A 23,055-nucleotide genomic window follows, 5' to 3' on the forward strand; every position below is an offset into this window, starting at 1 on the left:
GGACCCGACATGTTGATGCAAACCGCCAAGCCCCTGGGCGACCTTGAAAACCCCGCCGAATTCATCGCCCGCCACATCGGCATCGATGACGCCGACGAAGTACACATGCTCAGCATCGTGGGCTCGGCTTCGCGCCGCGCGCTGGTGGAAGGCATCGTTCCGCGCTCGATTGCGCGCAGCACGGCCATGGCGATCCCCGCGCCTGTCACAGAGGCTGCCGCGCTCAAGCAGCTCAAGGCCATCGCGGCCAAGAACCAGGTGTTCAAGAATTTCATCGGCCAGGGCTACTACGGCACCTACACGCCAGGCGTGATCCTGCGCAACATCCTCGAGAACCCCGCCTGGTACACGGCTTACACGCCTTACCAGGCCGAGATCTCGCAGGGCCGCATGGAAGCGCTGATCAACTTCCAGACCATGGTCTGCGACCTGACCGGCATGCCGATCGCCAACGCCTCCATGCTCGACGAAGCCACCGCCGCCGCCGAAGCCATGACGCTGGCCAAGCGCAGTGTAAAAAGCAAAAGCAATGTCTTCATCGTGGCGGGCGACTGCCATCCGCAGACGATTGAAGTGATTCAAACCCGCGCCAAACCGCTGGGCATCGAAATCAAGGTCAGCACGGCCGCCGTCACGGTGCCGCAGCTGATGGCCGAAGGCAATTACTTCGGCGTGCTGGCGCAATACCCCGCCACCACAGGCAGCATCCATGACCTGCGCCCGCTGGCCGGCCAGGCGCATGTCGACGGCGCGGCCCTGTGCGTCGCTGCCGATCTGCTGGCGCTCACGCTGCTGGCCCCGCCCGGTGAATGGGATGCCGACATTGTGCTCGGCAACACCCAGCGCTTCGGCATGCCCATGGGCAACGGCGGGCCGCACGCGGCTTACCTCGCCTGCCGCGATGAATTCAAGCGCTCGCTGCCCGGCCGCCTGGTCGGCGTCACAGTCGACAGCCACGGCAACCCGACCTACCGCCTCGCACTGCAAACACGCGAGCAGCACATCCGCCGCGAGAAAGCCACCTCCAACATCTGCACTGCGCAGGTGCTGCCGGCGGTGATCGCCAGCATGTACGCGGTCTACCACGGCCCGCAAGGCCTCAAGCGCATCGCCGAGCGCGTGGCCGCCTACACGGCCATCTTTGTGCGCGGCCTGCAAGAACTGGGCTATGACATCACCAACACGGGCGCCTTTGACTCCGTGACGGTGAAAACCGGTGACGCTACCAATTTGATAGCTGACCGCGCACGTTCTGCGGGGGCTAACCTGCGTTTTCGCTTGAATAACCACCTGGGCGTGTCGCTGGACGAAACCACCAGCCGCAAGGACATCGAACTGCTGTGGTCCTTCTTTGCCAGGCCCGGCCAGACCATACCCGTGGTCAGCGCGTTTGAAAAAGGCATCGAGTCGCTGATCCCTTCCGACCTGCGCCGCACCAGCGCCTTCCTGTCGCACCCGGTGTTCAACACACACCATTCCGAAACCGGCATGCTGCGCTACATCCGCATGCTCAGCGACAAGGATCTCGCACTGGATCGCAGCATGATCCCGCTGGGCAGCTGCACCATGAAGCTCAACGCCACCAGCGAGATGATTCCCGTCACCTGGCCGGAGTTCGCCAACATCCACCCGTTCGCACCTGCCGAACAACTGCAGGGCTATGCCGAACTTGACAAGCAGTTGCGCGACTGGCTGTGCCAGGCCACCGGCTATGCGGGCATCAGCCTGCAGCCCAACGCCGGCTCGCAAGGCGAATATGCCGGCCTGCTGGTCATCAAGGCCTTTCATGAAGCCAAGGGCCAGGGCCACCGCAACATCTGCCTGATTCCTTCTTCCGCCCACGGCACCAACCCGGCCAGTGCACAGATGGTGGGCATGACCGTCGTCGTGACCGCCTGCGACGCGCAGGGCAATGTCGACATGGCCGACCTCAAGGTCAAGTGTGAACAGCACAGCGCCAACCTCGCCTGCGTGATGATTACCTACCCCAGCACGCATGGCGTGTTCGAAACCCAGGTGAAAGAGCTCTGCGCCATGGTGCACAGCCATGGCGGACGCGTTTACGTGGACGGCGCCAACATGAACGCACTGGTGGGCGTGGCCGCGCCAGGCGAGTTCGGCGGCGACGTGAGCCACCTGAACCTGCACAAAACCTTCTGCATCCCGCACGGCGGCGGCGGCCCAGGCGTTGGCCCGGTGTGCGTGGTGGCTGACCTGGTGCCTTACCTGCCCGGCCATGCCACTGCGGGGATTCCCGTCAACGGCGTCGGCGCTGTCTCGGCTGCACCGCTGGGCAATGCCGCGGTGCTGCCCATCAGCTGGATGTATTGCCGCATGATGGGCCCGGAAGGTCTGACGCAAGCGACCGAAGTCGCCATCCTGAGTGCCAACTACATCAGCTCGCGCCTCAAGGACCACTACCCCACGCTGTACGCCAGCGAAAACGGCCATGTCGCGCATGAATGCATCCTGGATCTGCGCCCGCTGAAAGAGACCAGCGGTGTTACCGCCGAAGACGTAGCCAAACGCCTGATGGACTACGGCTTTCACGCGCCCACATTGAGCTTCCCTGTGCCCGGCACCCTGATGGTCGAGCCGACCGAAAGCGAAACCCTGGCCGAGCTGGACCGTTTCATTAACGCCATGATCGCCATCCGCGAAGAAATCCGCAAAATCGAAGCCGGGCAATGGCCGCAAGACAACAACCCGCTCAAGCATGCGCCGCACACCGCAGCCAGCCTGATGGGCGCCGACTGGGACCGCCCCTACTCCCGCGAAATCGGCGCCTTCCCGTTGGCCTCGCTCAAGCAGGTCAAATACTGGCCGCCGGTGGGCCGCGTCGACAACGTCTACGGCGACCGCAACCTGTTTTGCAGTTGCGTGCCCGTGACTGACTACGCCTAGGACCTGTCAACACTGTGTTTGCAAGATGCGTTGCGAGTCAAAAAGGCCTTGAGCAAGGCGCAAAACGCAGGCGGGGTGAACCCCGTCAAGGCTTTGCAACGCCGCGCAAGGCCTTTTTGATCGCAACCCGGAGGGAATGGGGTGAAAACGGCGCCACTCGGCGTTGCGCTCCTAGCCCAGACGCCCGGTCTGGGCGTCGTCGCGCGCCTTGATCGGCGCCGTTTTCACCCCATTCGCATTTGCAAACACAATGTTGGCAGGTCCTGACGCCCCAATCGTTTTAATCGTCGCGGGCGCGGCGGCGGCGGGTTTTGTCCAGGGCCTGTCGGGCTTTGGCTTCAGCCTTGTCGCCATGTCGTTCTGGGCGTGGTCTATAGACCCGAAACTGGCGGCTGTCATGGCGGTGTTCGGCGGCCTGACAGGCCAGGTCATGGCGGCCTTCACGGTCAGCCGCACGACGGACTGGAAACGCCTGCTGCCATTTCTGGCCGGCGGCCTGCTCGGTCTGCCGCTCGGTTTGCTGTTGTTGCCGCAACTTGACGTCCAGCTGTTCAAGCTGTTTCTCGGCATGCTGCTGGCGCTGTGGTGCCCGGCCATGCTTTTTTCGGGCAAGCTCCCCCGCATTCACCATGGGGGCCGCGTCGCCGACGGCACGATTGGCGTTGCCGGTGGTTTCATGGGGGCCTTGGGTGGTTTCAGCGGTGTGATTCCGACACTGTGGTGCACCCTGCGCGGCTACGAAAAGAGTGCCCAACGCGCCGTCATCCAGAACTTCAATCTGGCCGTGCTGACCGTCACCATGGCCAGCTATGTTGCCGCCGGCCTGGTCACGCGCGAAACGCTGCCCATGCTGGCCATCGTGGCACCTGCTGCGCTCATTTGCGCCTGGCTGGGCGGGCGCGTTTACACGGGCATCAGCGACCTTGCCTTTCGCAGACTGGTGCTGAGCCTGCTGACCTGCTCGGGCCTGGCGATGCTGGTGTCATCCGTGCCGGAGTTGCTGCGGCGGATGGGTTCGGGCCTGTCATTTCAATAGAAACGCGAGCCGGCCCGCAGCTCACGAATGGCCCGAATCATGGTCGGAGCCAGCGCATTCCATTGCAACGCCCGCAATGATCGGCGGTAGCGCAGCCCGTTGGCGCGCAGGGATGCCGACACCAGTTCCAGGGGATCGCTCACCACGCACAGAAGCCGCGTGAGCATGGGGTCCTGCTCGGTAGGCACACCGCCGAGGAAGGCGTCGTTCTTTCCATCCCACAGAAGCTGGGCGTTGATGTGGATACCCCAGCCGCACTCCCAGCCGTTCGCTTTCAGGCGTTCGAGCGCCGCAGCCACGTATTCGGCATCGAAGATGTAGGTGTCGGTGCGCACCCAACGGCCCAGCCAGAACTCCGCCAGCGGCCGCGCCGCCGGCGTGGCCCGCGGGATCAGGCCGCGAAGCATCTCGCCGCGCATCTCCATGTAGCGCACACGGGCCGGGATGCCGGCGGAGCGCATCAGCGCGATCAGCAGCGTCACCTTGTCGTCACCGTCGCCCCCGCGCGCCTCGAGTACGTCGCGGGCGGTCGGGTACTGCAGCTTGATCCGCTTGGTATAAGGCAGGCGCTTGACGAAGCGATAGATAGCCAGTGCCTTGTCCCGGTCGGTGCGGCACAGCTGGACAATCGAGCGAGCCTTCAGGCGCAGCTTGGTGTCGTCCAGGTCCAGCAGGGGCGTTGTGCCAAGCCAGTCCTGTGGCCGGTCGCTGGCTCTTTGATGCAGCCGGCGGGGCGAATCGAATTGTGCGGCAAGTGCCACCATGGAACCACCAACGGAGTGAATGGTTTACGCATCGTAACCCCGGAGGCGCAATTGCGGCGAATTTCCGTTCCACGCCCGAGCGCTGAGGGACTGACCCCTTCTTCCTCCGGAGAAGGCAGGCATGAGGGTTCGCTGCGTTGGATGTTGCGCCGCAGCATGTCATCAAACGCCGGTGACCAGCCGGCGGTTCAGGCGCCAGTGCCCAGGGTGCTTCCGGTTTCAGCTAACGCATTGCGCAGCTGGGTCTGTGCGATGGGCAGTTGCAGCGCCACGGCGCGCTCTACCACGGGTGCCAGGCGGCGCAGCTTCTTCTGCGCGTGGTCCTTGGCAATGTCGGCCAGACGGTGTTCCAGAAACGGGTTGAGCAGACGGTCGCGCAATTCCACCAGGTAGGCGTGGGCCTCGGGGCCTGTGCCCTCGGCGTCAAATACCGGCAGCACCTCGTCGGCCCATACCGCCTCCAGCGGGGTGCGCAGCGCCGGGGTGTGCATGGCCTGCACCACGGTCATGTCCGCAGCACTGCCCAGCAGCCGCCAGCGTTCGGCCAATATGGTGTGACCCAGGTTCAGCAGCCAGAGCTTGCGTTGCTCGAATGGAGCCAGTGCATCCGTCACCACCACGGCCGGGTGGTTGCAAGGAAGCACCATGCGCGGCTGGTGTTCGATAGCCCACAGCGCGTAGGGCTCGGCCACTGCACCGGCGGGTTCCAGCGGAGACGACACGATGCGGTCCACCAGTGAATTGACCCACACGCAGTGCTCCCGCACATAGCGAAGGAAGGCGGGCGTAACGCCCCAGCTCTGTGCCAGCGTGGATACCAGGTTGCGCAGGGTGTCACCGTTACGGCTGACCAGTTCGCAGGGATACAGCGTCAGGGGAGCCTCTGGTTGTAGCTGCCAGCGATGGTGCAGAAGCACCACCAGCTTGGCCGGGTAGCTGCTCGGCGCCGTCGTGGGGCTACGCAGCAGCGCCGCGGCGTCGGAGTCGTCCAGTGCATAGCCCATGTCTGCGGTGTTGGAGATGATGACCTGCACGGTGGTGGCCATGGCATCGCACAGTTGTGTCCAATCGCGGCGGGCATGCCAGACGGCCTGTACTGCATTCACTTGCACGGTCTCCTCGATACGCCGGCCATGTTGCATGCCACGCAATTCGACGCGGTAGCCATGTGCCAGTGCCGCAGCGCGTGCACTGCTCTGCGGGCTGTCTGTGCTCTGCACGACGGCGATGCCGCCCAGTGCCAGGCCCTGGGCCAGGGCCTGGGATACAAACAGGTCTGCATGCGCCTGCAGAAAGCGTCCGGTGCCGAACTGCAGGATGGGCGTGCTCACGTGGAGGCTCCGGTCAGCATTCGATCAGCGCCTTCACCACGCCCTGCGTGGGGTCCAGCAGGGTGGCGAATTGGGCGGGTACATCGGCCAGGGCCATGCGATGGGTGTTGAGCGCCGCGGTGGGGATTTTGCCGCCCCGCATCGCCTCAAGCACCGTTTCGAAGTCTTCCATGGTGGCATTACGGCTGCCCAGCAGCGTAGCCTCGCGTTTGTGAAACTCCGGATCGGCGAACGTAATGTTGTCCAGCACTATCGACACCAACACATACTTGCCGCCATGGGCAATGAACTGGAAGCCGCGCTCCATGGCCTTCGCGTTGCCCGTGGCGTCAAAAACGACATCGTAAAAATCTCCGTTGGTCAGTGCGCGCAGCTCGTCCAGGTCCTTGTCACCTATCACAACACCCGCATGCGCCCCCAGGTGTTGTTTGCAGAATTCCACCCGCTCCTTTCGCGTGTCCAGCGCTGTGACCTGGCCACCACGCAGGCCGGCGAATAGCAAGGCAGCCATGCCGATGGGGCCCGTCCCTACCACCAGTACACGCTGGCCGGGCTGCACGTCGGCGCGACGTACGGCGTGGGCACCAATAGCCAGAAATTCCAGCATGGCGGCCTGGTCCAGTGAAACACCCTCTGCCTTGCGCACAAACTGCGCGGGTACGTTGAGATACTCGGTGAAGGCGCCGTCGCGGTGCACGCCCAGTACCTGTATATTGACGCAGCAGTTGGTCTTGCCCTGGCGGCAGGCTACACACCGGCCGCATGACAGGTAAGGCATGACGAAGACGCTGTCGCCGGCCTGAAGGGGGCTGTCCGCTGGAGCTTCCTCTACGGTACCCGCGATTTCGTGGCCCATGACGCGTGGATAGGCCAGGAAGGGTTGTTTGCCGGTGAAGATGTGCAGATCGGTGCCGCACACCCCCACGCGGCGGATGCGCAGCAGCACATCGCCTTCATTGCGGATGGGCATGGCCCCTTCAACCGTGCGCAGCACGCCGGGAGTTTCGCAAATGACTGTCAGCATAGATGTCCTTGGGTGGAAGTGGTTAGTCAATGTGGAATACGGATTCCATGGCGGCCCAGTGCTCGCCTGGGCTGCGGGTTTGAAGGGGGCGTTGGCAGGGGCCGCAGAGGGTCCACCAACGCTGCGTCTCGGCATCAGCGGCGATAGCGGCCATGTCCGCGTCAAAGTCCCGGCCGTGGTATTCCCAGTAGCCGAACAGCAGGTTTTCCGGCTCTCGCAGAAAAATGCTGTAGTTGCGCACCTGCGATTGGTGAATGCGCTGCAGCACAGCGGGCCAGACGGCCGCGTGCAGGCGCTTGTATTCGGCGATGTGCCGGGGGTCGATACCAATGACCCATCCCATTCGTTGCATATCAATTTCCGTCTATATGTTGGCCAAGGTGGTACAGGCGGCGCGCATTGCCGCCAAAGATGGCGGCCAGTGGCCAGTGCGGTTTGCCAGATTCCAGAAATGCGGGTGCGCGTCGATCAGCATGGGGTCTTCCTCAGGCTGGTACTGGCGCATCGGGATGCAGCAGGTCGCGGCTGCGCAGGGCCTGCCACAGCGTGGCGGGAATGGGCGTCTCCAGCCACGCGACGTTCTGTTGCAGCTGGGTTGCGGTGCGGGTGCCGGTGACGCAGCACACAACCGCAGGGTGCGCCAGTGGAAACTGCAGTGCGGCGGCCTGCAAGGGCACGCCGAATTCCTCGCAGGTCAGCGCCAGCGCTTGCACGCGCGCCACCACGGCGGGCGGGGCTTCCGCATAATTGAATTTGGTGTTGCCCGCCAGGACGCCGGAGTTGAACGGCGCGGCCACCACGATGGCGTTGCCGCGGCGCATGCAGTCGCCCAGAAAGGGGGTGATGCAGTCCTGCTCCAGCAGGGTGTAGCGCCCGGCCAGCATGGTGCAGTCCAGGTCGAACTCCTGCATGCTGTCCATCACCACCTGCCATTCGTTCACGCCCAGGCCCACTGCCTTGGTGGCACCGCTTGCGCGCAATTCGTCCAGCGCGCGGAAGCCGCCCCCCGTGGTCAGTTGTTGCCAATAATGCGCATGCTGTTCGCCGTGGGTGTCGCGGCCGATGTCGTGTACGTACAGGATGTCGATATGGGCCAGGCCCAGCCGTTGCTGGCTGTCCTCGAATGAGCGCATTACGCCGCTGTAGCTGTAGTCATACTGCGGGCGAAACGGGTAGGGGTTGGCCCAACCTCCATCGCCAGGACCCACGCTGGCATCGGGGCGCAGCAGGCGGCCCACCTTGGTGCTGACGACATACTCATGGCGGGGGCAGTCGGCCAGCTGGGCGCCCAGGCGGTGCTCGGAGCGGGTGTAGCCGTAGTAGGGTGCCGTGTCGAAATAGCGCACGCCGGCCGCCCAGGCGCAGGCAAAGACTTCCTCCACCTCGCGGGCACTGGTGGCACGGTACAGGCCGCCCATTTGCGAGCAGCCCAGGCCCAGGGCAGTCAGCCGCAGGTCCACGCGGGGAAGGAGTTTCAGATCCGTGGTGTGCATATACCCATCCTCCGGCAGCCGGTGCCGGAGGGATCCTTGGGTTGGAGCGGTTTAGTAGAGAACGTTCTTGGCAGCGGGTGTGTCGATGTTTTTCTTGGTCACCATCAGCACACCGGTATCGCGGAAGGCGGGTACTTTCTTGCCTGCCACGATTTCCGCCACGGTCTTCACACCCAGGTTGCCCATTTCAAAGGCGCTTTGCACGGCAATCGCCTCGATGGTGCCGTCTTTCACAAAGCCTTGCAGGTCGGAGTTGCCGTCAAAGCCGATGGCCACCACCTTGCCGGCTTTGCCCGACTGAACCAGTGCGCGGCCCATGCCGATAGCGGTGGGTTCGTTGGCGCCGAAGATGCCCTTGAGGTCGGGGTTGGCGGCCAGCACGTCGGTGGTCTGGTTCAGTGCGGTACCCATCTGCGAGTTGGAGTAGAAGGGGCCCACGATCTGCAGCTTGGAATGCTTCTTGATGTAGTCGGTGAAACCTCCCACGCGGCCGATTTCGGAGCCCGAGCCCGCGGTGTAGGACATGACGGCAATTTTGCCGGTGGTACCGACTTTCTCGATCAGCGTCTTGGCGGACATTTCTCCGGCAGTCTTGTTGTCGGTGGCCAGGAAGGACTGGTAGTAAGCCTTGCCGGAATCCGATGCGGCGGAGTCAATCAACACCACAGGAATCTTGGCTTCCCAGGCTTTTTTCATGGCGGGGATCAAGGCATCCGGATCCGACGGGGCCAGCACGATGCCGGCGACCTTGCGGTTCACGGCGTTTTCCACCAGGGCCACCTGCCCGGCCAGGTCGGTGTCGGATGCTGCGCCCTGGAAGGTGGCGGTGTAGCCCTTGAGATTTCCCACGGCAGCGTTGGCACCCTTCTTCACGTTTTGCCAGAAGTCCGAGTTGGCGGTCTTCACGATAACGGCAATTTCCTTGTCGGCGGCCATAGCCATCGACGACGCAGCCACCAGGGCGGCTGCGATCAGTGTGTGGACAAATTTTTTCATTTCTTTCCTCATGGGTAGTGGTTGTGGAGGTTGTCTCTCGAAGTCCCGGTAAGCCCTGCCGGTAGGGATCACTTGCGATGGCGCATCTGGTCGATCCATACGGCCAGCAGGATGACGACGCCAATCAGAATTTGTTGGGTGAAAGCGGACACGCCGCTCATGTTCAAACCGTTGCGCAGGATGCCAATCACGAACGCACCAATGACGGTGCCCGACACCGTGCCCACACCACCCGTGAGCGAGGTCCCGCCTATCACCGCGGCGGCAATAGCATCAAGTTCGTACATCAGGCCCTCGCTGGGCTGGGCCGTGACCAGGCGTGACATCAGCACGCAACCGGTCAGCCCGGCCAGCAAACCGGAAAGCACATAGGCAAACAGCGTCACGCCGTTGACGTTCACGCCCGAGAGCCGGGCGGCTTCCAGGTTGGAGCCGATGGCGTACAGATGGCGGCCCAGCGTGGCACGGTTAAGCAGGACGGAGACGGCCAGCGCCAGCACGACCATGAGCACCACGGGATAGGGAATGCCGACGAACACCACATCGGGGAAGCCGTCCGCACCGATATTGACGATGCGGAACAAGGCTCCGTTGCCCAGTTCCGCAAAGCTGTCGCCCAGGCCGCTGATGGCGCGGGCATCGGTCAGCTGCAAGGCCACGCCGCGTGCCACCAGCATCATTCCCAGGGTGGCAATAAAGGGCGGCAGTTTGAGCACCGTCACACACAGGCCGTTGATCAGCCCGCACAGGGCACCGACCAGCAGGCCGGCAAACATGCCCAGCGGCACGGGCGCGCCCGCCTTGACCAGCATTGCGGCCACGACGCCGGACAGTGCCAGGATGGCACCTACCGAGAGGTCGATACCGCCGGTGATGATCACGCAGGTCGCTGCGATGCCGAGGTAGGCAATGGACGTCACCTGGAGCGCCACGGTCATGCCATTGCCCACGCTGAAGAAGGCGTTGCTGGTGAACGAGAAGATGGCGATGAGTCCCAGCAAGCTGGCCAGCGCGGCAAATTTCTGAAACAGGTCTTGTTGTTGTTCGGTCATGGTGTGGTTCGGGAAAGAAGTCTTGGAGGGTTCAGTGGGTCAGCTGGTCGGCTTGCAGGGGCGGCACGCTGCGGCCGGAGGCGTAGTGCATGACCTCCTCCTGATGGGTCTCGCGGGTGGGGAGGATGGTGACCAGGCGGCCTTCATGGAAGACCGCGACACGGTCGGTCATCCCCATGATTTCGGGCAGCTCGGAGCTGATCATCACGACGCCGATGCCCTGCCCTGCGAGCTGGTCCAGCAACTGGTAGATCGCGTACTTGGCGCCCACATCAATGCCGCGTGTGGGCTCGTCAAAGAACAGCACGCGTGATTGACGGAACAGCCATTTGCTGATCACGAGCTTCTGCTGGTTGCCCCCCGAGAGCAGGCGCACGATCTGGCTGCTGCTGGGCGTGCGGATGTCGAGTGCGCCAATGTAGTGGCGTGCGGCATCCTGCTCCTTGGCAAACTGGATCATGCCCGCACGATTGGACACGGCTTCCATGTGGGCCAGTGTGATGTTTTGCGCCACATTCATCTTCAGTGCCAGCCCGTCGTGCTTGCGATCCTCTGACAGGTAGGCCAGCCCCTGGCGTACGGCATCCCGTGGCGAGTGAATGGTGAGACGCTGCCCGGCCAGAAACACCTCGCCGGCGTCGATGGGGTCGGCACCAAAAATGGCGCGAGCCACTTCGGTGCGGCCAGCCCCCATAAGCCCTGCAAAGCCCAGAATTTCGCCACGGCGCAGCTCAAAGTTCACGTCGTGAAACACACCTTGGCGTGTCAGGCCCTGTACGCACAACAACACGTCGGCAGTGGGCACGGATGTTCTCTTGGGGAATACGTCGTCCAGCGAGCGCCCCACCATTTTGGCCACGATCTCTTCCACACTGGTGTCGGCCAGGTGTTCGGTGGACACGTAGCGTCCGTCGCGCAAGACGGTGACCCGGTCCACGATGAGCGCCAGTTCGTCGAGGCGGTGGGAGATGTAGACAATGCCCACCCCCGTACGCTTGAGCTCATGGATGATGGCAAACAGCTTCTCGGTTTCCGACTCCGTGAGGGACGAGGTGGGTTCGTCCATGATGAGCACCTGAGCGTTGAGCGACAGCGCCTTGGCAATTTCCACCATCTGCTGCTGAGCTACCGACAGGGTTTTGACCAGAGCGTCCGGTGCAATGTCCTGCCCTAACCGGTCCAGGCATTGCTTTGCCTGGCGGCGCAGTGCCGCCCGGTCGATCAGCCAGCCTTTGCGTGGCTCGCGGGCCAGGTAAATGTTTTCGGCCACCGTGAGGTGCGGAGCCAGGTTCAGCTCCTGGTGAATGATGGCAATGCCGACAGCCTGGGATTCGGCGGTGGATTGGAACTGGCAGGCTTCGCCGCGATAGTACAGAGCCCCCGCATCGGGCTGGTACTGGCCGCTGATCACCTTCATCAGCGTCGATTTGCCTGCGCCGTTTTCGCCGCACACCGCGTGTACCTCGCCGCTTCGCACCTCAAAGCTCACGCCATCCAGCGCCAGCACCCCCGGGAAGCGTTTGGTAATTCCTTCCAGGCGCAACAGTACCCCGGCCTCGGCGGGGCTGGGCGCGTCGGGACGGACGGGATCGGGCACGGAAGACAGCAATGCGAACTCCTCTTGGTGGGTCAGGGGACCGGGAGGGATGAATCTGCTGCTCTGCAAATTGGTAAGGCCACCTGACACGATGTGGCGTATTTGGCCTTACCGGGAGGTGCGTGTGTATTGGTGCTTACCCGTGATCCGGGATCAAAATCGGGGTGAAAAGACGGGAAAAAGCCTGCGCAATTGCACAGGCCTGACCACCGCACAGGAGCAAAGGTTGACAGCACAGACCTTGGTTCACGACCATTCGCGGCGGTTCTCGACCCAGCGCTGTTCGGAGGCTTGCAGATGCATGCGCATGGCGTTCTGTGCGGCCAGTACATCCCGGTTTTCCAGGGCGCGCAAGATGGCTTCATGCTCCTGCAGCGCAATGGCCCAGCTTTGGCCCGATTCGGAATGCGCGCTCAGGCGCGCGGCAATCGGGCTGTGGCGCTCGTCAAACAGCTCTCCCACCAGCCGCTCCAGCACGGAGTTGCCGGTCATTGCTGCAATCGTTTGGTGAAACTGCCGGTCAAAGGCCAGGGGCGAGCGGTTTTGTGCCATGGCGGACAGCATGTTGTCCAGAATCTGGCGCAGCGCCAACAGCGCCTCGGGCGTGGCCCTGGCGCAGGCCTGCAGCACGATAGTGCCCTCAAGGGCGGCGCGTGCCTGCATCAGTTCGATCGGGCTTTCGCCCATGGCGGCCAGGGACTGCGGCTTGCGCTGGGCCGCGCTGCAGACGTACACGCCAGCGCCCATGCGCACTTCCACGCTGCCCTCAATTTCCAGTGCAATCAGCGCCTCGCGCACCGAGGGGCGTGAGACGCCCAACTGCAGGGCCAGATCGCGCTCCGGCGGCAACCGCGCACCCGCGGTGTAGTTGCCCTTGTCAATGAAGGCGCGAATCTGCTCGGCAATTTGTTGATAGAGCCGACGGTTGTCGACCTGTTTGAGTTGGTCCAGCATGAGTCCTCCGCGTGAAGTGCAGTTTATGCGACGGCGGTTTTTGCTATGGGGTTATGGTTCGAACTGGTAAGGCCAATGCAAAATTTTTCACGCTGACGTTACTAATTTTGGAGCCAATTTTGATTGGCTGGAGTACCACTCACACCTTCCGCCCCCTCATGATCCAGCTCAGCGACCTGACAACCTGAGATAGGCGAGCCGGCGCCACTGAGGCAAGGCGAGAGCCGGGACGATAATCCAGGTCACCCTTTCCGATTACCCCATTGCCACGAAAGCATGACCTCCATGAAGACATTGACCGCCGCGCTCATCGCCCTGGCCTCCATTGCCCTGTCCAGCACCGCCCTTGCCGCCGCCCCGGCCGAGACCCTGCCCAGCGGCGTGAAAATCGTGCACAGCACCGACGGCACTGGCCCGCAGCCCAAAGCGACCGACACCGTCAAGGTGCACTACCGCGGCACGCTGGCCGACGGTAAGGAATTTGACAGCTCTTACAAGCGCGGCGCGCCCGCCACCTTCCCGCTGAACCGCGTGGTGCCGTGCTGGACCGAAGGCGTGCAGAAGATCAAGGTCGGCGGCAAGGCCACACTGACCTGCCCACCCGCCACGGCCTATGGCGACCGCGGCGCCGGCGGCGTGGTGCCGCCCAATGCCACGCTGACCTTCGACATCGAACTGCTCGCGATTGAAAAGTAAAAGCTAAAGAGGCGCTTCGAGCGTCGTGAGGAGGGCTTTGTCAAAGGACTCCGCGCGCTCGAACTGCAGCCAGTGGCCGGCGCATTCGACCAGGGCCAGGCCCCTGAAATCCGCAGCTCGCTCCAGGGCTGCCCGCAGCCCATCAAGCTTGCCGCGGTACAGCGCATCCTCTTCCCCGTAAATCGCCCACACCGGGCAGCGCAGCCGCGCCAATGACTGCGCCAGCGCGCCGGTGCGCGCCAGGCTGCGGCCCTTCATGCGGTCGCGCAGCACGTTGGCGATGTGCAGGCGCAAGGCCAGTTCGTTGATCGCATTCTCGCGGTACAGCATCAGCGCAGCGAGATTGTGGCGATGGATCTCATCGCGCTGGCCCGCATCGGTGAGATGCCGCCAGGCGCGCAGGCGTATGGCTTTTTCGGGCGCCACACCCAGGCCGGGCGCACCCACCAGCACCACACGCGCCGCCCGGGCAGGGAAACGCTCCGCCACAAAGCCGGCCACCATGCCGCCAAAGGAAAATCCCACGAGGTCGCAGGCCGCCTCGCCCGCCAGCAGGGCCAGCCCTTGCTCGACCGGTTCGGGTAGCACGTCAGCATCGGTGCCCCGTAAAGGCGCGGCCGAATCGCCAAAACCGGGAAGATCAGGCACCAGCACCCAGCGGCCCGACGCGGCCAGCGCAGGGATGTTGCGCAGCCAGTGCATCCAGCTGCCGCTGCCGCCGTGCAGCAGCACCAGGGGCGCGAGCCCGGGCCGGCGCGTGGCCTGGCCCCATATGTGCCAGACCATGGTGCCGTCGCCGCAAGGGGTTTCAAAACGGCTGGCCGTGCGCAGCATCGCGAGCGCTTCGGGAGGAAGCTCAATGTTTGCCGAATCTGTCATGGGGGATTTATACCCTGCCCCTCATGCGGCCATCGCCAAGCTCCTAAACTGGCTTACCGCCTTCTCATACACCTCTGTGAATCGCAGCCCAACCGCCCCCTCTTCACTCCCTCTCCCCCTGGGAGAGGGTTGGAGTGAGGGCCAGCGGCATTCGAACACACACGGCGCAACATCAAACGCCGCAAGCCCTCATCCCCGCCTTCTCCCTGAGGGAGAAGGCGCAAAAACATGATCCCCTTTTCAGTCCTCGATCTATCCCCCATCGTCACGGGCGCCACTGCCGCCGATGCCTTTCGCAACACCCTGGCCCTGGCCCGGCATGCCGAACAACTGGGTTTCAAGCGCTTCTGGCTGGCCGAGCACCATAACAACCCCGGCATCGCCAGCGCCGCCACCGCGGTGGTTATCGGCCATGTGGCGGGCGGCACGCAAACCATCCGCGTGGGATCCGGCGGGGTGATGCTGCCCAACCATTCGCCACTGGTGATCGCCGAGCAGTTCGGCACGCTGGCTTCGCTGTACCCCGGCCGCATCGACCTCGGGCTGGGGCGCGCACCGGGCACCGACCAGCTCACCGCACGCGCACTGCGGCGTGACCACCAGAACAATGCCGATACTTTTCCGCAGGACGTGGAGGAACTGCAGGCCTACTTTGAACCGGCAGAGCCCGGCCAGAAAATCAGGGCGGTCCCGGGCGCTGGCCTCAAGGTGCCGCTGTGGCTGCTGGGCTCCAGCCTCTTCGGTGCCCAGCTCGCTGCCATGCTGGGCCTGCCCTTTGCTTTCGCATCGCACTTCGCGCCCGACATGCTGATGCAGGCGCTGGACCTGTACCGCAGCGGCTTCAGGCCTTCCGCCCAGCTCGCCAAACCTTATGCCATGGTGGTGGCCAATGTCGTCGCGGCCGAAACGGACGAAGCGGCACGCTACCAGCTCACCTCCGTGCAGCAGGCCATGACCCACCTGCTGCGCGGCACGCCGGGGCCGATGCCGCCGCCCATCGACGACATCGAAAGCTACTGGTCACCGGCCGAGAAAGCCGGCGCGCAGCGCATGCTGCGCTATGCCGTCGCAGGTTCGGCGGCAACGGTTGAAAACCAGCTTCAGCGCTTCATCGAGGATACCCGGGCCGATGAACTGATGGTGACCACTCACATTTACGACCCCGCCATCGCCCGGCGCTCCCTGGAAATCACCGCGCAGGTGCGAGACAGACTGCAACAAGGAAACCAGCGCCGCGCATAACGCTATTGTTTTGATAGCTGCTTGCGCTCGTCCTTATTGGGCTAGAGCCTTAAATGGCTTGAATTTCGTCATGTGAGCGCCGCAGGCCAATCCGTAGTCACTGAAATGCAAACGTGCCCATTGGCACAGATCATGCAGAGCTGAAGTGCCCGCCCGTGGGCAACACGCCAGCTTCCCATGCCCCCAGTTACATCACCCGAACGCCACACCCTTTTTGACGATGCGCAGGGCATCTTCACGGGCACGCTGTTTGTGTCGCTGGCGATGGTGATCTTCAACCAGGCGGGCCTGTTGACGGGCGGTACGGCCGGCGTGGCCTTTGTGCTGCACTACGCCACGGGCGTGAGCTTCGGCAAGCTGTTCTTTCTGGTCAACCTGCCCTTCTATTGGTTCTCCTGGAGCCGCATGGGCCGCGAGTTCACCATCAAGACCTTCCTGTCCATTGCATTGCTGTCGCTGCTGGCGGACTGGTCACCCCGGGTGCTCGACATCGCAGACATCCACCCGCTGTACGCCGCGCTGGTGGGCGGCCTGCTGCTGGGGACCGGCTGCCTCTTCCTGGCCCGGCACCGGGCAAGCCTGGGCGGCGCCACCATCGTGACCCTCTATCTTCAGGAAAAGCACGGCTGGCGCGCCGGCAAGATACAGATGGCCATTGATTCGGCCGTGGTGTTGATGGCGCTGGCAGTCGTGCCCCCTGAGCGCGTGGCATATTCAGTCATGGCGGCCGTGCTGATGAGCCTGTTCCTCTGGGTCAACCACAAACCCGGGCGCTATATGGTGACCTGAACGGCACCAGGTGGACTGCCGGCCGGGCTTAGTCGCCGCCGCCCACCTTGCCCCGTGAAGACTTGATTTCCGAGCGCTGGCTTTTGCCCGCCAGGCGGCGCTGCTTCGAGCCGTAGGTAGGTTTGGTGGCGCGCCGCGCCCGGGGCGGTGTGGAGACGCCGTCAACGATCTCCTGCAGGCGTGCCATGGCGTCGCTGCGGTTCATCTCCTGGGTACGGTGCTGCTGGGCCTTGAGCACCAGAACGCCCTCCTGCGTGATGCGTCCGTCGCTCGTCGCCAGCAGCCGTTCCTTGACGGCGTCGGGCAGCGACGAAGCCGCAATGTCAAAGCGCAGGTGAATCGCACTGGAGACCTTGTTGACGTTTTGCCCGCCGGCGCCCTGCGCGCGGATGGCGTTGAACTCTACCTCGCGTTCGTCAACGGGGAATTTCGGTGGCGCAGCCATGGTCAGCGCCGCAACCGGGTCAGACTGCCAACTCGGCCAGGCCCGCGATGGCGAGGGCGTAGCCCTTGACGCCGAACCCGGCCATCACGGCCCTGGCAGCTGGCGAAATATAAGAGTGATGGCGGAAAGCCTCGCGTGCATGCACATTGCTGATGTGCAGCTCGATCACCGTGACGCCCGCGCCCTTGATGGCATCGTGCAGGGCCACGCTGGTGTGGGTATAAGCGCCAGCATTCAGCACGATGCCTGCCAGCGTGCCAGCAGCCTGGGCGCGCCCGGCTTCATGGATGGCGTCAATCATCACGCCTTCGTGGTTGCTCTGGCGAAAGTCGAGCTTGAAACCGTGGGTTGCGCAGGCCTTGGTGCACAGCGCCTCTACATCGGCCAGGGTTTGCGAACCGTACACGGCCGGCTCACGCGTTCCCAGCAAGTTGAGGTTGGGGCCATTCAGGACAAGGACTGTTTTCATGAAGCGGGGCTTTCCAGATGTTCGGGTGGGTGGGGCTTGGCTATTTGCCTGGGCCCGATTATCGACGCTGCCGCCGCCAGCCCATCACCGAAGCACCCTGTCCCCCCGCTCCCGCACCTGCCCGATCAGTCCGCTGGCAGCGCCCTAGCGCAGGCTTTCGAAAAAGCGTTCCAGCAAGTCGGCAAATGCATCTGGTTGCTCCACCGCGCTCAAATGAGCCGCTGGCAAGGTGCGCAATTGCGCACCCTTGATGCTGGCGCAAATGGCTTCCGACATGGCCACGGGCGTTGCTTCGTCGCGCGTGCCGGCAATCACCAGGGCCGGGCACTGGATCGCACCGTTGCTGGCTCGGAAGTCGATGCGGGAAACCGCTTCGCAGCTGGCGGCATAAGCGGCGGCATCGGTGGTTTCAAGCACCTTGCGTAGCGCGGCTACCTTGCGCGCACCTCCACCCGCCTCGTCCGCCCTGGATTCCGGGGTAAACCAGCGCTGCATCGCACCGTCTGATATCGCCGCCACGCCCTGGGCCTGTACGGTGTGAACGCGCGCCTGCCACATGGCGCGCGCCGCGTCGTCGTAAAACAGGGCGGCGTTGGCAATGACGATGCTTTTGAGCAGCTGCGGATGCCGCGCCGCCAGCGCCTGCGCCGTCATGCCGCCCATGCTGAGCCCGACAAAATGCACTGGGGCGCCACCCTGCTCCTTGATCAGGCCCGCCACATCATCGGCCAACAGGTCGAGTGTGTAAGGGCCGGGCACCGCTTCCGATTGGCCATGGCCGCGGTGGTCATGGCGCAGCACGGTGTAGCGGTTCTTCAGGACGGCCGTCACGCCGTCCCACATCGTGAGGTCACAGCCCAATGCATGGCTGAGCACCACAACAGGCCCCTGGCCTTCACTGATGCAATGCAGGTGAGGTTTTTTCATACTTCTTTTAATGATGATGAGTTGCTTGGAAGCCCGCAAATACACGCCCTGTCAGTCAGCGAGCAGGCCTTTTTCGCGAAGGATCTCGCCCGCCACAGAGAACGCATGGTTGGCGGCGGGAACACCACAGTAAATGGCGGCCTGCAGAATTACTTCCTTGATATCGTCCGGCGTGAGCCGCGACTCCGGCGGGCCGTCGAGCGCGGCCCGGACATGCATGGCAAATTCTTCATACGCCTTGAGCGCAATCATGGTCGACAGGACCATCAGACGTCGCGTCTTGTCCCCCAACGCCGGCCGGCCCCAGACCTCATTCCACGCATAGCGCGTGATCAAGTTCTGGAACTCGCCGTTGAAGGCATTGCTTTTGGCGATGGAACGGTCCACCCAGGCATCACCGAGCACGCGCCGGCGGTTGATCATTCCCTTGTCATGGTCGTTCATGGTTTTACCTTTTTGCGGTCTTGGTGCGATGGCTGTCAGTGTGCGTTTGCCCCACCAGTGCTTCAACAGCGTCGGCCTGCGCATGCGCGAGTGTTGACGCGTGCCGCGCCAGCGCCGGGTTAAACCATTCGTCGGCGGCATCGGCGGGCAGCACGGAACGCAACGCATCCAGGTTGGCGCTCATGCGCTGGGTGTCCACCTGCAGGCCAGGCAGGGCCTGGGCCATGGCGCGGACGGATCCGTGCGCCGACATCAGCAGCCCCGGCCATTCGGCCAATTCGGCCTGCCAGTTCCCCAGGGCGCGCTCATGCTCCTGCGCCATGGCGGCCAACAGGGCGGCCACGCGCTGCGGCGCGCGCTGCGCTGCAGCCAGTGCCACCATGCAGGCGACCGGATTGCGCTTGTGCGGCATGGCGGATGAACCGCCGCGCCCCGGCTCGGTCGGCTCTGCCAGTTCGCCCACTTCGTACTGCCCCATCAAGGAGATGTCTTTGGCGATCTTCCCAAGGCTGCCCACCAGCAGGCCCAGTTCGCAACCCAGCGCCACCCACTCATCGCGCTGGGTGTGCCACGCAAATGCAGAAGGTTTGAGCTTCAGGTCGGCCGCCATATGCGCCATGATTTGTGGGCCCTTGCCGTTCATCTGCGCCAGTGTTCCGACGGCCCCGCCCAGTTGCACGGCCAGCGCATTGTGGCCAGCCACTTGCAGGCGCTGCAGGCTGCGCGCCAGCGGCGCAGCCCAACCCGAGCACTTGAAACCAAAGCTGGTGACGGATGCCGGCTGCATCAGCGTGCGAGCCAGCACGGGGTCGGCGGCATGGCGGCGGGCCAGCACCAGCAACGCCGCCACTGCCTTGCGGATGTCGGCCTCAATCAGGTCCAACGCATTGCGGGTCACCAGCGCCAGCGCGGTGTCGATCACGTCCTGGGAGGTCGAGCCGAAATGGACAAAACCGGCGGCCTCCTTGTTGAAGAGGCCCACGGTTTCCTTCAGGGCCTTGACCAGCGGAATGGCAATGCTGCCCGCGCGCCCGCTTTCGCGAACGATCTTGGCCACATCAAACAATTCGATCTTGCAGGTGCCGATGATGGATTGCGCGGCGGCCTCGGGGATCAGGCCGGCGCTGGCCTGCGCTCTCGCCAGCGAAGCCTCAAAGCGCAACATGGCATCCAGAAAGTTACGCTCGCTGAAGGCCTCCAGAATTTCCGGCGTGGACAAAAAACCTTCAAAAATACTGCTCATGCCGTGCACTCTCAAAAAACAATGACTGATGGTTTTCCACCGGGTCGCCCCAAGGAAAACCGCGCCTCATACACAAAGGAAAGGGGCAGCGCGCCGCAGGCACGAAGTGACGAACGCGGGGGTTTCATTTTTTCAGGCGGATCTGGTTAGGCAGCGGCACGGAACGGCGCAGCACATCCTCCCCCAGCCACAGGGCCGAGCGCCATGCGCGCTGGGCCACCGTCGGCAAAGGCATTTGCTGGTAGTCGTCGTTGAACACTTCAAAGCTGTAATCGCCGCGGTAGCCCAGGCCATGCAGCTTGGTGACCAGCGTGGCCAGCGCTTCGCTGTGCACGCCCTCGCCTGGAAACACGCGGAAATGCCGGGCGGTGGCAATGCGCTCTTCGACCGACTTGATTTCCGTCCACATGAAGTCAGCCAGCTGCACCAGAAAAATTTTGTCCGGATCCAGTATGTCGAGCTCGTCCAGCGAGGTCTTGGTCGCAAACATGTGAAAAGAGTCAAAGCCCAAACCCAGGTTGGGCATGTCGGCTTCACAAATAATGTCCCAGGCCTGCGGGAACTCATTGACGGTGCGGCCCCACGACAAGGCTTCGTAGGCGATCTTGATATTCATCGGAATCGCCAGCATGGCCAGCTTGCGCAAGTCCCTGACCAGCGCCTGGGTTTCACCCGTGGCGTGCACCGAGGTTGACGAACAGATCAACAGCAGGCGGCAGCCCAGCGCATGGCACATTTCCAGCATCGATTTGGCGATGTCCATCTTGTAGTCGTGCAGGTGCCCGGACAGCCCCTCAAAATCACGCAACACCTGGAACCCGGTGACGCGCAAACCGCTTGCACGCACCGCAGCGACGGCGGCTTCCATGCCGTCTGGATGGCCTACCAGGTCTTTGGCAGCGAGCATGATCTGCGTAAAGCCAGCCTCGCGCACGGCTTTGAGCTTGGCCTCCAGCGGACCTGCCAGCGAGATGGTGTCCATCCCGAAATCGTCGATGTTGCCGCTGTAGTGGCTCATGCCTGGCGCCTGTTTAGCGTACGTCATGGACCAGCTCAAAACTCACGCTGCCCATCCAGCTCTTGGTCAGCGCGCCGCGGTCCTCGGTATGGACCCCGGGTGACTCGAGGAATTCCACGCCGCGCTTGCGCAACTCGCCGACAGTGGCCAGCACGTCTGCGCTGCCCAGGCCAATGCGCTGCAGGCTTTCGTCCCCTTCCACGTCGAGCACGCTGGCTTCAGGCTCGATCAGCTGAAGGTAAAAGCGCGACGAAGGCGGGCAAGGACTGCGAAGGATGCGTCCCTTGGGCAGGATGCCGAAGCGCTGTTCGTCGGGCAGGTCGGTAAAGCCAAACAGCTCGCGGTAAAACTCGGCCCAGTCTTCAGTACGGTCATTGCCGATGTATTGCACGACGCCAAAGAAGTGCAGCCCCGCAACCGCTGGCGGATGCTGCTCCACCGTGGGAATCGGCACAAAGTCCACGTCATAGATCGAAAACTTGTCGTAACGATCCACAAAATAAATGCGGCTTTTTCCCACGCCATGGATGGCCGGAATGTTCAGCTCCATCACCTCGACGCGTGACGGCACGGCCCAGGCGCCCCGCTCCAGCGCACGGTGGTAAGCGTCTGCCGCGTCCCGCACGCGCAAGGCCACAGCGGCAATCACCGGCTTGTCGGTCGGCGCGGTGCCATCCGGCATGGCGGGAATGTGGGCATTGACAATCACGTTCATGCTGCCCTGCCGGTACAGCAATACCTCGCGCGAGCGGTGGCGGGCAACCGGACGGAAACCCATCGTTTCCAGCACCTGCCCCAACGCCTGCGGCTTGGCAGTGGTGTATTCAATGAACTCAATGCCGTCCAGCCCCAGGGGGTTGGCAACTTCGGGGATGGCCTCCCGGTCTGCGGTTGGTGCCTGTGCAAAGGTGCTCATGGTGATGTCTCCGGTGAGAGGTTGCAGCAGATTCAGGAAGTTGCCATGGCGGGCGCCACGGTTGCGCCCGGCACATGGCCGCCGCCGAGGAAGAGGCGTTCGATGTTGGGGTCCGCCAGCAGCTCCGCCGCCGGCTTGTGCAGCACCAGTTGGCCCGACTCAAGCGCGATGGCGTCATCGGAAATTTTCAGCGCGCTTTTGACGTTTTGCTCAACCATCAACACTGTCGTGCCCTGCGCCGCCAGTTTCTGCAACAGCTTGAACACGTCCTGCACCACCATGGGCGACAACCCGATCGAGGGTTCGTCAATCAGGATGACCTTGGGGCGCAGCAGCAAGGCCCGGCCGATTTCAAGTTGCTTCTGCTCACCACCCGAAAGCGCTGAGGCCTGGGAATGCAGGCGTTCCTTGACGCGCGGGAAAAACTCCAGCACCTCGGGAATACGCTCGTGTGTGGTTTTCGTACCCAGCGTGATGCCGCCCAGCTCCAGGTTCTGCCACACAGTAAGCTGGCCAAACAGGTTGCGCCCCTGGGGCACAAACACAATTCCTTTGGCCAGCAATTCTTTCTGGCTGGCGCCCGAAATGTCCTCACCATTCAACAGGATGCGGCCCTGCCGCGGCTTGAGCAAGCCAAACAGCGCTTTCAAAACCGTGGACTTGCCCGCACCATTGGGGCCCAGCAGCAGCGTGATGGAACCAGTCCTGACCTTGAACGACAGGTTGTTCAGGATCATGAAGTCCTTGTAACCTGCCACCACATCGTCAAATTCAATACAGATCTCACTTGTCATATCAATCTCCATGAAGCCTCAGTTGACCTCTTTCCAAGCAAC

The 23,055-nt window shown here is 63.2% G+C and carries 23 protein-coding genes; 5 read left to right on the plus strand and 18 right to left on the minus strand.

Features of this window, described 5'->3' with window-relative positions:
- The first annotated feature begins 9 nt into the window (after nt 1–9).
- Together gcvP and AC1DWQ_RS00435 are read left to right on the plus strand one after the other, a co-directional pair.
- Nucleotides 10–2,904, plus strand: coding sequence for an aminomethyl-transferring glycine dehydrogenase (gcvP, locus tag AC1DWQ_RS00430; protein ID WP_477667881.1), 2,895 nt, complete (start codon nt 10–12; stop codon nt 2,902–2,904).
- A gap of 250 nt (nt 2,905–3,154) precedes the next feature.
- On the plus strand, nt 3,155–3,940 hold the full coding sequence (locus tag AC1DWQ_RS00435) for a sulfite exporter TauE/SafE family protein (RefSeq protein ID WP_477667882.1): 786 nt from the start codon (nt 3,155–3,157) through the stop codon (nt 3,938–3,940).
- On the opposite strand, the gene AC1DWQ_RS00440 is transcribed toward AC1DWQ_RS00435, so the two are convergent.
- The 9 genes from AC1DWQ_RS00440 to AC1DWQ_RS00480 form a co-directional block, all read right to left on the minus strand.
- Nucleotides 3,934–4,704, minus strand: a complete 771-nt coding sequence (locus AC1DWQ_RS00440) for a transglutaminase-like domain-containing protein (RefSeq protein WP_477667883.1) — start codon at nt 4,702–4,704, stop codon at nt 3,934–3,936. The genes AC1DWQ_RS00435 and AC1DWQ_RS00440 overlap by 7 nt on opposite strands.
- A gap of 188 nt (nt 4,705–4,892) precedes the next feature.
- The gene (locus AC1DWQ_RS00445) at nt 4,893–6,035 is read right to left on the minus strand and encodes a mannitol dehydrogenase family protein (RefSeq protein ID WP_477667884.1); all 1,143 of its coding nucleotides are present in this window, start codon (nt 6,033–6,035) and stop codon (nt 4,893–4,895) included.
- 13 nt (nt 6,036–6,048) lie between these two features.
- On the minus strand, nt 6,049–7,059 hold the full coding sequence (locus AC1DWQ_RS00450) for a zinc-binding alcohol dehydrogenase family protein (RefSeq protein WP_477667885.1): 1,011 nt from the start codon (nt 7,057–7,059) through the stop codon (nt 6,049–6,051).
- A 22-nt stretch (nt 7,060–7,081) separates the two neighbouring features.
- The gene (locus AC1DWQ_RS00455; protein WP_477646226.1) at nt 7,082–7,411 is read right to left on the minus strand and encodes an L-rhamnose mutarotase; all 330 of its coding nucleotides are present in this window, start codon (nt 7,409–7,411) and stop codon (nt 7,082–7,084) included.
- Between the two features lie 133 nt (nt 7,412–7,544).
- Complete coding sequence (locus tag AC1DWQ_RS00460) at nt 7,545–8,552, minus strand: aldo/keto reductase (RefSeq protein ID WP_477667886.1); 1,008 nt, start codon at nt 8,550–8,552, stop codon at nt 7,545–7,547.
- A gap of 51 nt (nt 8,553–8,603) precedes the next feature.
- Complete coding sequence (locus tag AC1DWQ_RS00465; RefSeq protein WP_457280127.1) at nt 8,604–9,548, minus strand: ABC transporter substrate-binding protein; 945 nt, start codon at nt 9,546–9,548, stop codon at nt 8,604–8,606.
- Nucleotides 9,549–9,616: 68 nt separating this feature from the next.
- Nucleotides 9,617–10,600, minus strand: coding sequence for an ABC transporter permease (locus tag AC1DWQ_RS00470; RefSeq protein WP_477667887.1), 984 nt, complete (start codon nt 10,598–10,600; stop codon nt 9,617–9,619).
- 31 nt (nt 10,601–10,631) lie between these two features.
- Nucleotides 10,632–12,206 (minus strand): sugar ABC transporter ATP-binding protein, encoded by a 1,575-nt coding sequence (locus AC1DWQ_RS00475; RefSeq protein WP_477668900.1) that lies wholly within the window; start codon nt 12,204–12,206, stop codon nt 10,632–10,634.
- 237 nt (nt 12,207–12,443) lie between these two features.
- Entirely contained in the window at nt 12,444–13,151 is a 708-nt protein-coding gene (locus AC1DWQ_RS00480; protein ID WP_477665654.1) for a FadR/GntR family transcriptional regulator, read from the minus strand.
- Between the two features lie 285 nt (nt 13,152–13,436).
- Between AC1DWQ_RS00480 and AC1DWQ_RS00485 the strand changes: the two genes are divergently transcribed.
- Complete coding sequence (locus AC1DWQ_RS00485) at nt 13,437–13,847, plus strand: FKBP-type peptidyl-prolyl cis-trans isomerase (RefSeq protein WP_477667888.1); 411 nt, start codon at nt 13,437–13,439, stop codon at nt 13,845–13,847.
- A 3-nt stretch (nt 13,848–13,850) separates the two neighbouring features.
- Here AC1DWQ_RS00485 and AC1DWQ_RS00490 read toward each other — a convergent pair whose 3' ends face one another.
- Nucleotides 13,851–14,726: an alpha/beta fold hydrolase gene (locus tag AC1DWQ_RS00490; protein ID WP_477667889.1), complete on the minus strand. Its 876-nt coding sequence runs from the start codon at nt 14,724–14,726 to the stop codon at nt 13,851–13,853.
- A 228-nt stretch (nt 14,727–14,954) separates the two neighbouring features.
- Between AC1DWQ_RS00490 and AC1DWQ_RS00495 the strand changes: the two genes are divergently transcribed.
- Nucleotides 14,955–15,968 (plus strand): LLM class flavin-dependent oxidoreductase, encoded by a 1,014-nt coding sequence (locus tag AC1DWQ_RS00495; protein WP_477667890.1) that lies wholly within the window; start codon nt 14,955–14,957, stop codon nt 15,966–15,968.
- A 177-nt stretch (nt 15,969–16,145) separates the two neighbouring features.
- Nucleotides 16,146–16,757 (plus strand): DUF6198 family protein, encoded by a 612-nt coding sequence (locus AC1DWQ_RS00500; RefSeq protein ID WP_477667891.1) that lies wholly within the window; start codon nt 16,146–16,148, stop codon nt 16,755–16,757.
- Nucleotides 16,758–16,785: 28 nt separating this feature from the next.
- On the opposite strand, the gene arfB is transcribed toward AC1DWQ_RS00500, so the two are convergent.
- From arfB to AC1DWQ_RS00540, 8 genes are all read right to left on the minus strand, one after another.
- Complete coding sequence (gene arfB / locus AC1DWQ_RS00505; protein WP_477667892.1) at nt 16,786–17,202, minus strand: alternative ribosome rescue aminoacyl-tRNA hydrolase ArfB; 417 nt, start codon at nt 17,200–17,202, stop codon at nt 16,786–16,788.
- 19 nt (nt 17,203–17,221) lie between these two features.
- A complete protein-coding gene (gene aroQ / locus AC1DWQ_RS00510) occupies nt 17,222–17,671 on the minus strand; it encodes a type II 3-dehydroquinate dehydratase (RefSeq protein ID WP_477667893.1) in 450 nt (149 codons plus the stop codon).
- Nucleotides 17,672–17,815: 144 nt separating this feature from the next.
- A complete protein-coding gene (locus AC1DWQ_RS00515) occupies nt 17,816–18,598 on the minus strand; it encodes an alpha/beta fold hydrolase (protein WP_477667894.1) in 783 nt (260 codons plus the stop codon).
- Nucleotides 18,599–18,649: 51 nt separating this feature from the next.
- The gene (locus AC1DWQ_RS00520; protein WP_477667895.1) at nt 18,650–19,042 is read right to left on the minus strand and encodes a carboxymuconolactone decarboxylase family protein; all 393 of its coding nucleotides are present in this window, start codon (nt 19,040–19,042) and stop codon (nt 18,650–18,652) included.
- A gap of 4 nt (nt 19,043–19,046) precedes the next feature.
- Nucleotides 19,047–20,285 (minus strand): 3-carboxy-cis,cis-muconate cycloisomerase, encoded by a 1,239-nt coding sequence (gene pcaB / locus AC1DWQ_RS00525; RefSeq protein ID WP_477667896.1) that lies wholly within the window; start codon nt 20,283–20,285, stop codon nt 19,047–19,049.
- Nucleotides 20,286–20,409: 124 nt separating this feature from the next.
- Complete coding sequence (locus tag AC1DWQ_RS00530; protein ID WP_477646438.1) at nt 20,410–21,303, minus strand: sugar phosphate isomerase/epimerase family protein; 894 nt, start codon at nt 21,301–21,303, stop codon at nt 20,410–20,412.
- 13 nt (nt 21,304–21,316) lie between these two features.
- The gene (locus AC1DWQ_RS00535) at nt 21,317–22,219 is read right to left on the minus strand and encodes a VOC family protein (RefSeq protein ID WP_477667897.1); all 903 of its coding nucleotides are present in this window, start codon (nt 22,217–22,219) and stop codon (nt 21,317–21,319) included.
- Between the two features lie 32 nt (nt 22,220–22,251).
- Nucleotides 22,252–23,013, minus strand: coding sequence for an ABC transporter ATP-binding protein (locus tag AC1DWQ_RS00540; RefSeq protein ID WP_477667898.1), 762 nt, complete (start codon nt 23,011–23,013; stop codon nt 22,252–22,254).
- Nucleotides 23,014–23,055 lie beyond the last annotated feature (42 nt).

It is taken from the genome of Polaromonas sp. P2_G11 (genome assembly GCF_056403595.1).